Below are 12,685 nucleotides of genomic sequence, written 5' to 3'. Positions count from 1 at the left end.
GAGTTAAATCGCGGCGATTACAGTTATTCGTCATTAATTCAACTATGAATAGGTCATAGCCACTCGAGGAGTCAGCTTGGTCATTAATTCATAAGCGATCACACCGGTATATTGCGCCACCACTTCGACAGGTAAGCCTTTACCCCATAATATAGCTTCATCACCGACTTTATCAGTCGCATCAGGTCCAAGATCGACCGTTAGCATATCCATCGAAACACGACCTGCCGTTGGTACAATACGGCCATTAACAACCACTGGAGTGCCGTTTGGCGCACAACGTGGATAGCCATCACCATAACCGATAGCAATAACACCGACTTTGGTATCACGTTCACTGGTCCAAATACCACCGTAACCTACTTGCTCACCTTTTTTGACTTCACGCACCGCAATTAGGCTTGAGGTTAAGGTCATTACTGGTTGTAAGTTATAGCTTGATGCCATGCGATCTAATTCATTAAATGGCGATACGCCATACATAATAATACCGGGGCGAATCCACTCAAAATGACTATCAGGCCACGCTAAAATACCCGCAGAAGCAGCAAGTGAACGCTCACCTTGATATGGCTTCGTCAGTGCTGAGAAGCAGGAAATTTGCTTTAAGGTAATATCACTGCTTAAATCATCAGCATTACCAAAATGACTAATAAAACGCAGTGGCTTAGCGACATTATCGCAGTCATGCAACCGTTGCATAAATTGTGGAACTTGTTCTGGACGCAATCCAAGACGGTGCATACCAGTATCTATTTTAACCCATACTCGTACAGGCGCATCTAGCTCTGCTTGCTCAAGAGCTTCAAGTTGTTCAATTGAATGCACCACGGTATGAATATTATTAGTCACTAATACAGGCAGATCAGTTGACGCATAAAAGCCTTCTAATAATAAAATTGGCTTCACAATACCACCAGCACGCAGCGTTAACGCTTCTTCTATTCGTGCCACACCATAAGCATCAACATTGGCTAGACTTTTTGCCACGTCTAACAACCCATGTCCGTATGCATTGGCTTTAACAACCGCCAAAATTTTACTATTTGGTGCCTGCAGGCGGATTTGACTCAGGTTATGTGCCAAAGCTTGGGTATCAATATGTGCAGTTGCAGCTTTCATCCAATATCCTAAATAATTTTTAAGGCTTACTCTTCATCAAAAGCAGGACCAGCATAGTTATCAAAGCGAGAGAACTGGCCTTGGAAGGTTAAACGTACAGTACCAATTGGACCATTACGTTGTTTACCTAAGATGATTTCAGCAATCCCTTTAAGGGCACTGTCTTCGTGATAAACCTCATCACGGTATATAAACATGATTAAGTCCGCATCCTGCTCGATGGCGCCAGATTCACGCAAATCAGAGTTAACAGGACGTTTATCTGCTCGTTGCTCCAACGAACGGTTAAGCTGAGAAAGAGCAACAACAGGTACATTTAATTCTTTCGCTAATGCTTTTAGCGAGCGTGAGATTTCGGCAATCTCTAAAGTACGGTTTTCTTGTAAACCCGGCACACGCATCAACTGTAAGTAGTCGATCATGATCATGCTAAGACCACCGTTATCACGTGCAATACGACGCGCTCGTGAACGAACTTCTGTTGGGGTTAAGCCTGAACTATCATCAATGAACATATTCTTCTTTTGCATCAGAATACCCATTGTTGATGATATCCGCGCCCAATCTTCATCATCCAACTGCCCGGTACGGATCTTAGTTTGATCAACACGCGATAATGATGCCAACATACGCATCATAATTTGTTCGGCGGGCATCTCTAACGAAAAAATCAACACTGGTTTTTCTTGATCCATTGCGGCATTTTCACATAAGTTCATCGCAAAGGTGGTTTTACCCATCGATGGACGTGCGGCAACAATAATCAAATCCGACCCTTGTAGGCCCGCGGTTTTTTTATTGAGATCAGTAAAACCGGTTGAGACACCGGTAACGCCGTCTTGCGGTGATTGATAAAGCAACTCGATACGCTCAAGAGTACGCTCTAAAATAGTGTCTACGTTTTGCGGACCTTCTTTATCATTGGTGCGCTGCTCAGCAATGGCAAAAACTTTGCTTTCCGCCATATCCAGCAAATCTTCACTGGTGCGGCCTTGAGGATCATAACCAGCATCCGCAATTTCATTGGCGACCCCAATCATGTCTCGGATCAAGGCTCGTTCACGCACAATATCAGCATACGCTAAAATATTGGCAGCTGACGGCGTATTTTTAGCCAATTCAGCAAGGTAAGCAAAACCACCGACATCATCCAGTTTATCAGACCGCTCAAGATGCTCAGACAAAGTGATCAAATCAAGTGGCTGTCCACCTTCCAATAAGGCTGCGGTTGCCTCAAAAATAATCCGATGAGGGCGGCTGTAAAAGTCTTTAGCAACCACTTTCTCAGCAACAGTATCCCAACGCTCATTATCCAACATTAAACCACCAAGTACTGATTGCTCAGCCTCAAGCGAATGCGGTGGCATCTTAATGGCGTCCATTTGATTATCTTTTAATTGTTTCGATTTACGATTATCTGTCATAGCAATTGTGCATTTACCAAAACCAAGAACGGAGCTCGACAGTATAACCTATCCCCTGCTTCTGAGTAGCTATAAACCATTACGATTGCTCACTAGCAAGAATAACAATTATCCTCCTTTTTTGGTTTACCAACAGTAAGACGACAATTCCTAACCAAAAGTTGACAAATTTAGGCTAGAATGCGGCGCTCATGTTTCTCTCTTTACACGACCCTGCCAGCGGAGGACTTTTGGCAAGATATATACTCACATTACTTTTGCTTGCCACTACAGCAGCCAACGCTAGTGAAGAACCGACAACCGCAACACCGGATGAACCATCACCTTTAACAAGCAGTATTGGCTTAGGCTACCAATCCTTATCAGGAAACTCAGACTCTCAAACCCTGAATGGCAATATTGCAGTTACATATACCAAAGGGCGCTATCAAACTAACGGCGATGCCAAGTTTATTATGGCAAAAAAAGACGGCCAAGAAGACAAGCGTAAGATGTCGATGAGCTTAAAGTCAAAGCGTATGATCCGTGACGGTTATTACTTTTATGGTAATGGTAGCTATGTTGATGACCGCTATGGGCCTTATTATGCAGATTCACTGGTTTCAATGGGTATCGGTTACCGCTTATTTAGCTATGAAACTTTTCAAACTCTAGTCGATATTGGTCCTGGCTTTCGTCACCAAGATCCTAATCTCGATGAAATAAAAAGCGACAGTATTGTTAAACAAGAAGTCGTCAATGAAGTGGTACTGCAAAGTACGGTCGACATGCAATGGAAGCCGCTTAAAACCCTGACACTAAGCGCTAAATTCAATGTTGTATCAGGAAAAAGTAACACTACACTTGAAAGCTCATTCAATGCTACCAATGCCATCACTGATAATATTGCCTTAAACCTCGGCTATACCCAAACTTATTATTCTTGGGTACCTGAGGGCATGAAAAATTCCGATACCACCACCACGATATCGCTAATTTATACGCTTTAGTCGACAAATTCCTAAATAACAGGCATAAAAAAACCAGCCCGAAGGCTGGTTTTTTACTATTAAAGCTAAAAGCGATTACTGAGCAGCAACAACGTTTAGTTTAACAGTTGCGAATACGTCTGAGCTTAGCTGAACGCTAACTTCAAATTCGCCAGTCGTACGTAGTGCACCTTCAGGTAGACGTACTTCACTCTTAACTAGTGCTACGCCAGCTGCAGAAACTGCATCAGCGATGTCACGAGTACCGATTGAGCCGAATAGTTTACCTTCGTCACCAGCTTTAGATGCAATAACTACACCTTCAAGTACGTTTAGTGCTTCAGCACGTGCTTGAGCAGCAGCGTGTTGCTCAGCAACTTTAGCTTCTAGCTCTGCACGACGTGCATCGAACATTTCAACGTTCGCTTTAGTCGCCATAACTGCCTTAGCTTGTGGGATAAGGAAGTTACGAGCGTAGCCCGCTTTAACGTTAACCTGGTCGCCAAGGCCACCTAGGTTAGCGATTTTATCAAGTAGAATAACTTGCATTATCTTGTCCTCTATAAAGTTCTAAAAACGACTGCCGCTTACAGATGCTTATCTGTGTACGGTAGAAGTGCTAGGTAACGAGAACGCTTGATAGCGCGAGCTAGCTGACGCTGGTATTTAGCGCGAGTACCAGTGATACGGCTAGGTACGATTTTACCAGCTTCAGTGATGTAGTTTTTTAGAGTTGCTACGTCTTTGTAGTCAATCTCTTGTACGCCTTCTGCTGTAAAACGGCAGAATTTACGACGACGGAAGAAACGAGCCATGGGCTATCTCCTGATCTAAATTAAGTCAATGTGATCGGCATGCAAAACTAATTTCCCGATACCGTTACGGCCGGTTTGGTAAGAGATAAATCCCTCCACCTTAATATTGCTTCCGACAACTAAATCTTGAGTGAGTACTTGTTGACCTTTACCACTGATTACCACGTTAATATAACAATATATTTGGCGTGGTAAGTCAGCTTCCCGCTGCACAGAACGATGCTCAAGCACAAAGTGACAATGAGGTATGCCTGCCGGGGATTGGCTTCGTTTGGGATGCTTGGCAATAGTACCAGTCAACACCAGACGATTAGTCATTAAACAAATTACTCAGCAGCTGCTTCGCCTTCAGATTGTGCTTCAGCACGATCTTCACGCTTAGTGAAACGCTCTTCTTTAGCCTTCATCATAGGAGATGGCTCAGTAACAGCGTTTTTAGTACGCATGATCATGTTACGGATCACTGCGTCGTTGAAGCGGAAGTTTGACTCAAGCTCGTCAACAACAGCCTGCTCAGCTTCTACGTTCATAAGAACGTAATGTGCTTTGTGCAGTTTGTTAATTGGGTAAGCCATTTGACGGCGGCCCCAATCTTCTAGACGGTGAATTTGACCACCAGAATCTTTGATAGCAGCAGTGTAACGCTCGATCATGCCAGCAACTTGCTCGCTTTGATCAGGGTGCACCATGAATACGATTTCGTAATGACGCATAGGTTGCTCCTTACGGATTATTCAGCTTCCCTTGTCGGCTCGGTTATCCTGGGGAAGCAAGGAACTAAAAAAAAGAACCGAGAATTTGGATGACGGATAGTACAGAGAATGATCAATCTAGGCAAGCTTATTTTATCACCACCAGCCGCTTTTCAATCAAATGCATCTTAACCTCAACCTATCTTGCTCATTCGTCGATAATTAGTCTTGTCTTTGGTGGTTTTTTATACCGTCTAATAATAGAAAACCCACTCAGAAATCACTGAGTGGGTTTAAATAATTATGCAGTTATCTACGCTTAATCACGCATTATGTGCGTTGACGTACCGCTTCAAATAAACAGATACCCGTCGCTACAGATACGTTCAAACTTGATACTGAACCCGCCATTGGGATCTTGATCAAATCATCACAGGTTTCACGGGTTAAACGACGCATACCTTCACCTTCAGCACCCATAACAATCGCCAATGGCCCTGTTAGTTTACTATGGTAAATATCATGCGTTGCTTCACCAGCAGTACCCACAATCCATACGCCTTTATCTTGTAATGCACGCATGGTACGCGCCAAGTTAGTCACGCGTACTAATGGCATAATTTCAGCGGCACCGCAGGCGACTTTACTTGCGGTAGCATTGAGTTGTGCTGAACGATCTTTTGGCACAATCACAGCTACGGCACCAGCAGCATCAGCGTTACGTAAACACGCACCAAGATTATGCGGATCGGTGACGCCATCAAGAATTAACAGTAATGGATTTTCTTGAGTCGCTAATAAATCATCAAGGTTGTTTTCGTTATATTGCTTGCCAGGACGCACACGCGCAATAATCCCTTGATGAGAAGCACCATCCACTTTGTCATCTAATGCTTTACGGCCAGCTTCTTGAATGGTAATCCCCAAACCTTGCAGCTCAGTAATTAACGGCAATAAACGATCGTCTTCACGTCCTTTAAGTACGAATACTTCAATAAAGCGCACCGGGTCAGATGCAAGTACAGCTTTAACGGCATGAATGCCAAAAATCATATCATTACTCATGGATTAACTCTTCTTTGCTGCACGTTCTGATTTACCCGCACGTTGCTTTTTCTTCTTGCGAACTTTGGGCTTCTTTTTAGGATCTGTCTGCGGCTTTTCATCTGACAATTTGCGAGGTTTCTTTACTCTCGGCTTTTTCTTTTCATCAGCTGAAGGAATAGCACCTTCTTTTAGCTTTTTGCGTACAGATGAACGCTCACGTTTACTTTTATTACGCGATTCAGGTTTAGCTTCACCGTCTTCAACTTTAAACGCAGGCATTCCCTGACGTTTTAGGCCTTCAGCTTTACGCATGCGCTGTTTTTTCTCACGCCCTTTCGCTGTTTTACCAGCACCACGTTGTTTACGCTCAGCGCCAACGATATCAAAGTCTAATTGACGATCATTAAGGTTGATAGCTGCAACTTTAACGTGAACGGTATCACCTAAACGATAAATCACACCTGAGCTCTCGCCGACTAACCGCTGACCCACAGGATCAAATTGGTAGTAGTCATTAGCAAGGTTTGAAATATGCACTAAACCATCAATGTTGAGTTCATTTAAACGCACAAAGAAACCAAAACCAGTAACGTTAGCGATTACACCTTCAAACTCATCACCAAGGTGATCCTGCATGTACTCACATTTGAGCCAGTCAGATACATCACGAGTCGCGTCATCAGCACGACGTTCGGTGGTTGAACACTGCTCACCGATAACATCAATTTCATCAAATGAATAATGATGACCGCCAGTTGGCGTATCGTTCTTAGTATTACCTGCTTGCTTAGCAATTAAATATTTAATTGCACGGTGCAAGGTTAAATCAGGGTAACGACGGATCGGTGAGGTAAAGTGAGCGTACTGACTCAAGGCTAAACCAAAGTGACCAATATTATCTGCTTGATAAATCGCTTGCTTCATTGAGCGCAGTAACATGGTCTGAATTAATTCACGATCATTACGCTCTTGAATTAAGTTCGCTAATGCCGCGTAATCTTTCGGGCTTGGCTCTAAACCGCCGCCAAGTTCTAAACTTAGCTCGCCCAAGAAATCACGGAAACCTTGGAGACGCTCTTCACCAGGGGTGTCATGGACACGGTATAACGCTGGTTCTTTAGCACTTTCAACAAATTGTGCTGACGCGATATTGGCTAAAATCATACATTCTTCGATGATTTTATGCGCTTCATTACGTACTAACGGCACAATATTTTCGATCTTACGATCCGCATTGAAAACAAACTTGGTTTCAACCGTTTCAAATTCAATGGCGCCACGCGCTTCACGAGCAACTTTCAGCGCTTTAAACATGCTGTAAAGTTCTTCAAGATGCGGCACTAATGGCTGATAACGTTGACGCAACTCTTCATCACCATCGAGCATTTTACTTACTTTAGTGTAAGTTAAGCGCGCATGAGAATTCATCACTGCTTCATAGTGCTTATAGCCAGTCAGTTTACCGCCATCAGAAACCGTCATCTCACACACCATACACAAGCGATCAACCTGTGGGTTAAGTGAACATAGACCATTTGAAAGCACTTCTGGCAGCATTGGAATAACTTGGGCAGGGAAGTACACCGAGTTACCACGCTTGAGGGCTTCATTATCTAATGCTGATTTAGAGCGTACATAATAACTTACATCGGCAATCGCGACCCATAAACGCCAGCCACCATCAGGATTACGCTGACAGTGAACCGCATCATCAAAGTCACGGGCATCTTCACCATCAATGGTTACCAACGGCAATTGACGTAAATCAACACGACCAAGTTTAGCTTCTTCTGGCACTTCTTCGGTCAGATGCTTAATTTGATTGTCGACTTCTGATGGCCATACGTGTGGAATATCATGGGTACGGAGTGCGATTTCAATTTCCATACCCGGTGCCATATTCTCACCCAGTACTTCAACTACACGACCAACGGCATTGTGCTGACGAGTGGCGCGTTGATTGATCTCAACCACAACCACATTCCCCATACGGGCACCTTGACGAGCGTCTTGAGGAATAATGATATCTTGTGCAATACGAGAATCATCAGGTACCACATAGCCCATACCATCTTCAAGGAAGAAACGACCAACTATTTGAGTGGTTGATTCTGCTAATACCCGTACAACACGTCCTTCACGACGGCCACGTTTATCTTCGCCATCAGCTTGCGCTAAAATATAATCACCATGGATCACACTTCGCATTTGATGGGCAGGTAACAATAAATCAGTGTCTTTACTGAATGTACCTTCTGGACGTAAAAAGCCAAAACCATCACGGTGGCCGATTACGTAACCTTTAATTAAATCTAAACGCTCAGGTAATGCATAGCACTGACGGCGAGTAAAAATTAATTGACCATCACGTTCCATCGCACGTAAGCGACGACGCAGGCCTTCATATTGATCATCACCTTCAAGTTTTAACGCAGCAAATAGCTGGTCGCGACTAACGGGTGTACTAAAACCACGAATCACTTCTAACAGTAACTCACGGCTTGGAATGGGATTTTCGTAATTAGATGCTTCGCGTTCGCGAAAAGGATCAACCGGTAAATCGGTAGTACCTTTAGACATAAACAGTTCCTGTTGGCCAGCCATACCTTTAGTATACCCAGCTCTTAGGTGAACAGATGGGAACTGGCAATAAATACCAATTCCACTAAATAATAGGGAGTAGTGTGATGCTAGACCATAATCTTTAGATGGTCCTAGTGTTCTGCAGGCAACCCCAATAAGACACGCAATGGTGGATTATTATCTACCAAAGTCAATAATGTGTACTTATCTAGCTCATTTAAAAAAGCATTACGCGCATCAGCAAGGATCCCCTTTAACTGACATGCTGGAGTGATATTACAAAAATCAGGTGCACAATTGACGATTTGTAACGGTTCAATCGCCCTTACCACATGCCCCAATACAATATTTCCCGCAGGCATTCCTAAACGGATACCACCATTTTTCCCGCGCACGGTTTCTACATAACCTAATTGGCCCAATTTATTAATAATTTTGACCATATGGTTCCGCGACACTGCATAAGTGTCGGTTACTTTTGTGATACTTGTTAACTCACCTTCAGGCAAGCTCGCAAGATATATCAAGGCACGTAGGCCATAATCGGTAAAACTGGTTAACTGCACATTAACTCCTCCTGCTACTATTTTAATCTTGTTCTTGACTAAAAGATACAGATCAGATACAACTTATAACATATATTATAAATACAACTTATAAAGAGAAAGTAATGCTCAGTCAAAAAACCATTGATATCGTAAAATCGACAGCCCCTGTAATTGCCGCAGCAGGTCCTGCAGTAACACAACACTTTTATCAGCGTATGTTTAGTCACAACCCTGAACTTAAAGATATTTTTAACATGAGCCACCAACAAGGCCCTGATAAAAATACGCCTTCAAGCCAGCAAAAAGCACTCTTTAATGCAGTATGTGCTTACGCCAATAATATTGATAATTTAGCAGTATTATTACCCGCGGTCGAAAAAATAGCTCAAAAACATACCAGCTTTTTAATTACAGCTGATCAATATCAGATTGTCGGTAGCCATCTGCTAGCTACCATTGATGAATTATTAGCACCAGGACAAGAAGTATTAGATGCTTGGGCTGAAGCCTACGGGGTATTAGCGACTATTTTTATTAACCGTGAAGAAGAAATCTATCAAGAGAGTAATAATAAGGTCGGCGGTTGGCGTGGCATGCGTGAATTTATAGTAACGAAGAAACAACGTGATAGTGAGCTAATCACCAGCTTTACCTTTACGCCAGCAGATGGTGGACAGGTCGCAGACTACAAACCAGGGCAATATTTAGGAATTTATATTAATGCCGATGAATTAGAGCACCAAGAGATCCGTCAATACAGCTTATCATCGGCACCCAATAGCACCAATTACCGCATCTCTGTTAAACGCGAGGCTCAAGGCACGGTCTCAAACTACCTTCACAATAACGTCAATGTTGGTGATAAAGTTAAACTCGTAGCACCCGCTGGTGATTTTTTCTTGGATGTTAAACCGCAAACACCTGTGACATTAATTTCGGCAGGCGTTGGCTTAACCCCAATGCTAGCAATGTTGGAAACCCTGACTCAACATCAAGCAGCAGTAAACTGGTTACATGCCACTGAAAATGGCCAACAACATGCTTATAAAGATCATGTTAAAGCCCTTGCTAATCACCATCAGCATATTACGGCATTAACATGGTATAACGCCCCTACTGCTACAGATCGTCCAGCAGAAGATTATGACTACCAAGGGTTAATTGAACTCAATAATATCGCCACTCAAATTGCTGACCCAACGATGCATTTTTATTGCTGCGGCCCTATTGGCTTTATGCAATTTATCGCCAACCAGTTAATTAGCTTAGGCGTTACCAGCGATCGTATTCATTATGAATGCTTTGGGCCACATAAGGTATTGTAACGAATTAAAATCAACCTAGATCCAACAACAGCATCTCATTAGGTGCTGTTGTTAGTTCAATAACTGACGACGATTACCAAAACGATGAGCGCCGTTTAGCACGGGCTATAATATTCGCAGGCATCTTTTTTTCTAACTGATATCGTAAGCGACGAATTTGTTGATGTTGGCTTTTGTTGGTTGTCACCGTTTGATATAACCACCGATAAGCATCTTCATAATCTAAAGGGCTACCATTATCAGCTATCAATAATTGTGCTAATTGAATTCGTGCCCGAATATTACCAAGAGCTGCGGCTTCACGAAAGTAAGGAATAGCGCGCTCTTTATCTTGTTGTAGAATAATGCCTTGAGCGTAATAACGCCCCAATTGCTCTAAAGCAACTGGCACACCTTGCTGGGCAGCTGCTCGCATGTAATACATACCTTGCCCAACATCTTTAGGAACACAGACTCCCCACGCAAGCATATCACCATAAAGAAATTGATAAGTGGGTGATTCTATTTGTTCCGCCCGTGCTTGAATATCTTGTACTAACTGGCAATCATCCGCTTTTACTTGCGTTAAATGCTGATTAATTACAAACCATGCACTTAACTGATCTTCGGTATAAACTGGCACTGCCTCCCCTACTGTAGCAATAGCATATACAGGCGTTGCTAACCAAGCAGCACAGATCATCAGCAAGTATTTCATTAGCAATCCTTCAAACGACGAATAGTTACCTATCGGCCGCTTGAGCTCAAACTTTAACTCAGACAGATTGCATCATAACGATAATCTGGAGCTATAAAAAAACCAGCTCGAAAGCTGGTTTTTTTGCTTAAAGCAACCGCAAGTGATTACTCAGCGTATGGGTGTACTTTAATGATCGTTTCGTTACGATCTGGACCAGTTGAAATAATATCAATTGGCACACCCGTTAGCTCTTCGATACGTGCGATGTAATCTAGTGCTGCTTGTGGTAGCGCATCTAGTGTCTTAGCACCAAATGTTGTTTCGCTCCAGCCCGGCATTGTTTCGTAGATTAGCTCTAGATCTTCGTATGCATCAGCTGCCATTGGTGAAACGTCTAGTAGCTCACCTGATTTGGTTTTGTAACCAGTACAGATTTTCAACTCTTTTAGACCATCTAGTACGTCTAATTTAGTTAGACAGAAACCAGAAATTGAGTTGATTTGTACCGCACGACGCATAGCAACGGCATCGAACCAACCAGTACGACGTAGACGACCTGTCGTTGCGCCAAACTCATTACCAACAGTACCTAGGTGCTTACCAATTGGATCTTGCTTGTCTAAGCCATCATATAGCTCAGTCGGGAAAGGACCTGCACCAACACGGGTACAGTATGCTTTTGCAATACCAAGGATGTAACCTAAGTGACGAGGGCCAAAACCAGAACCTGCAGCAACACCACCAGCAGTAGTGTTAGATGAAGTTACGTATGGGTAAGTACCATGGTCAATATCAAGTAACGTACCTTGAGCACCTTCAAACATGATCTTATCGCCACGTAGACGTGCGTCATTAAGTTCAGTTGTTACATCGATAACCATTGACGTTAATAGATCAGCTTGAGACAGTACTTTTTCTAGTACTTCTTCGTAACTTACAGGCTCAGCATTGTAGTAATGCTCAAGTTGGAAGTTATGGTAAGCCATCACTTCTTTAAGCTTTTCTGCAAATGCCGCTTTATCGAATAAATCACCAACGCGAAGACCGCGACGAGCAACTTTATCTTCGTAAGCAGGACCGATACCACGACCAGTAGTACCAATTGCTTTTTTACCACGAGCCGCTTCGCGTGCTTGGTCAAGAGCAATATGGTAAGGAAGAATTAGTGGACAAGCTTCTGACAGGAACAAACGCTCACGAACAGGAATGCCACGCGCTTCTAGTGGGCCCATCTCATTCATTAGTGCATCAGGAGAAAGTACAACACCGTTACCGATGATGCATTTAACATTGTCACGTAGGATACCAGATGGGATCAGGTGAAGAACTGTTTTCTCACCATCAATAACTAGGGTGTGACCGGCGTTGTGTCCGCCTTGGTAGCGAACTACATATTTTGCATCTTCGGTCAGCAGGTCAACGATCTTACCTTTACCTTCGTCACCCCATTGGGTGCCAAGAACGACTACATTATTTGCCATC

13 protein-coding genes are annotated in these 12,685 nt (G+C 43.2%); 2 read left to right on the top strand and 11 right to left on the bottom strand.

The features are described from left to right. Window positions 1-42: 42 nt before the first annotated feature. Together alr and C0W29_RS18875 are read right to left on the bottom strand one after the other, a co-directional pair. Window positions 43-1,122, bottom strand: coding sequence for an alanine racemase (gene alr / locus C0W29_RS18880; RefSeq protein WP_045043758.1), 1,080 nt, complete (start codon window positions 1,120-1,122; stop codon window positions 43-45). Between the two features lie 26 nt (window positions 1,123-1,148). Further along, a complete protein-coding gene (locus tag C0W29_RS18875; RefSeq protein ID WP_036788807.1) occupies window positions 1,149-2,546 on the bottom strand; it encodes a replicative DNA helicase in 1,398 nt (465 codons plus the stop codon). A gap of 230 nt (window positions 2,547-2,776) precedes the next feature. Here C0W29_RS18875 and C0W29_RS18870 point away from each other — a divergent pair, with 230 nt between their 5' ends. Next, on the top strand, window positions 2,777-3,535 hold the full coding sequence (locus C0W29_RS18870; RefSeq protein ID WP_045045659.1) for a DUF481 domain-containing protein: 759 nt from the start codon (window positions 2,777-2,779) through the stop codon (window positions 3,533-3,535). Between the two features lie 75 nt (window positions 3,536-3,610). Here the strand turns inward: C0W29_RS18870 and rplI are convergent, their stop codons facing one another. The 7 genes from rplI to nsrR form a co-directional block, all read right to left on the bottom strand. Continuing rightward, window positions 3,611-4,063: a 50S ribosomal protein L9 gene (gene rplI, locus C0W29_RS18865; protein WP_036788809.1), complete on the bottom strand. Its 453-nt coding sequence runs from the start codon at window positions 4,061-4,063 to the stop codon at window positions 3,611-3,613. A 38-nt stretch (window positions 4,064-4,101) separates the two neighbouring features. Next, window positions 4,102-4,329 (bottom strand): 30S ribosomal protein S18, encoded by a 228-nt coding sequence (gene rpsR, locus C0W29_RS18860; protein ID WP_005421136.1) that lies wholly within the window; start codon window positions 4,327-4,329, stop codon window positions 4,102-4,104. A 15-nt stretch (window positions 4,330-4,344) separates the two neighbouring features. Next, window positions 4,345-4,647 carry a primosomal replication protein N gene (gene priB, locus C0W29_RS18855; protein ID WP_036788812.1) on the bottom strand — a complete coding sequence of 101 codons (303 nt, stop codon included), beginning with the start codon at window positions 4,645-4,647 and terminating at the stop codon, window positions 4,345-4,347. An 8-nt stretch (window positions 4,648-4,655) separates the two neighbouring features. Then, complete coding sequence (gene rpsF, locus C0W29_RS18850) at window positions 4,656-5,042, bottom strand: 30S ribosomal protein S6 (protein ID WP_036788814.1); 387 nt, start codon at window positions 5,040-5,042, stop codon at window positions 4,656-4,658. A gap of 309 nt (window positions 5,043-5,351) precedes the next feature. Beyond that, window positions 5,352-6,086 carry a 23S rRNA (guanosine(2251)-2'-O)-methyltransferase RlmB gene (gene rlmB / locus C0W29_RS18845; protein WP_036788815.1) on the bottom strand — a complete coding sequence of 245 codons (735 nt, stop codon included), beginning with the start codon at window positions 6,084-6,086 and terminating at the stop codon, window positions 5,352-5,354. Between the two features lie 3 nt (window positions 6,087-6,089). After that, window positions 6,090-8,648, bottom strand: coding sequence for a ribonuclease R (gene rnr / locus C0W29_RS18840; RefSeq protein WP_036788817.1), 2,559 nt, complete (start codon window positions 8,646-8,648; stop codon window positions 6,090-6,092). Window positions 8,649-8,782: 134 nt separating this feature from the next. Then, window positions 8,783-9,217 (bottom strand): nitric oxide-sensing transcriptional repressor NsrR, encoded by a 435-nt coding sequence (gene nsrR / locus C0W29_RS18835; RefSeq protein ID WP_036788819.1) that lies wholly within the window; start codon window positions 9,215-9,217, stop codon window positions 8,783-8,785. Window positions 9,218-9,321: 104 nt separating this feature from the next. Here nsrR and hmpA point away from each other — a divergent pair, with 104 nt between their 5' ends. Next, window positions 9,322-10,524 carry an NO-inducible flavohemoprotein gene (hmpA, locus tag C0W29_RS18830; RefSeq protein WP_045043761.1) on the top strand — a complete coding sequence of 401 codons (1,203 nt, stop codon included), beginning with the start codon at window positions 9,322-9,324 and terminating at the stop codon, window positions 10,522-10,524. A 73-nt stretch (window positions 10,525-10,597) separates the two neighbouring features. On the opposite strand, the gene motX is transcribed toward hmpA, so the two are convergent. Both motX and C0W29_RS18820 read right to left on the bottom strand, forming a co-directional pair. Next, window positions 10,598-11,221: a flagellar protein MotX gene (gene motX, locus C0W29_RS18825; RefSeq protein ID WP_045045655.1), complete on the bottom strand. Its 624-nt coding sequence runs from the start codon at window positions 11,219-11,221 to the stop codon at window positions 10,598-10,600. Between the two features lie 146 nt (window positions 11,222-11,367). Continuing rightward, window positions 11,368-12,684 carry an adenylosuccinate synthase gene (locus C0W29_RS18820; RefSeq protein WP_045043763.1) on the bottom strand — a complete coding sequence of 439 codons (1,317 nt, stop codon included), beginning with the start codon at window positions 12,682-12,684 and terminating at the stop codon, window positions 11,368-11,370. Window position 12,685 lies beyond the last annotated feature (1 nt).

The sequence above is a fragment of the Photobacterium kishitanii genome, assembly GCF_003026355.1.
GTDB classification, from domain to species: domain Bacteria; phylum Pseudomonadota; class Gammaproteobacteria; order Enterobacterales; family Vibrionaceae; genus Photobacterium; species Photobacterium kishitanii.
This window is presented reverse-complemented; position numbering and strand designations above follow the sequence as displayed.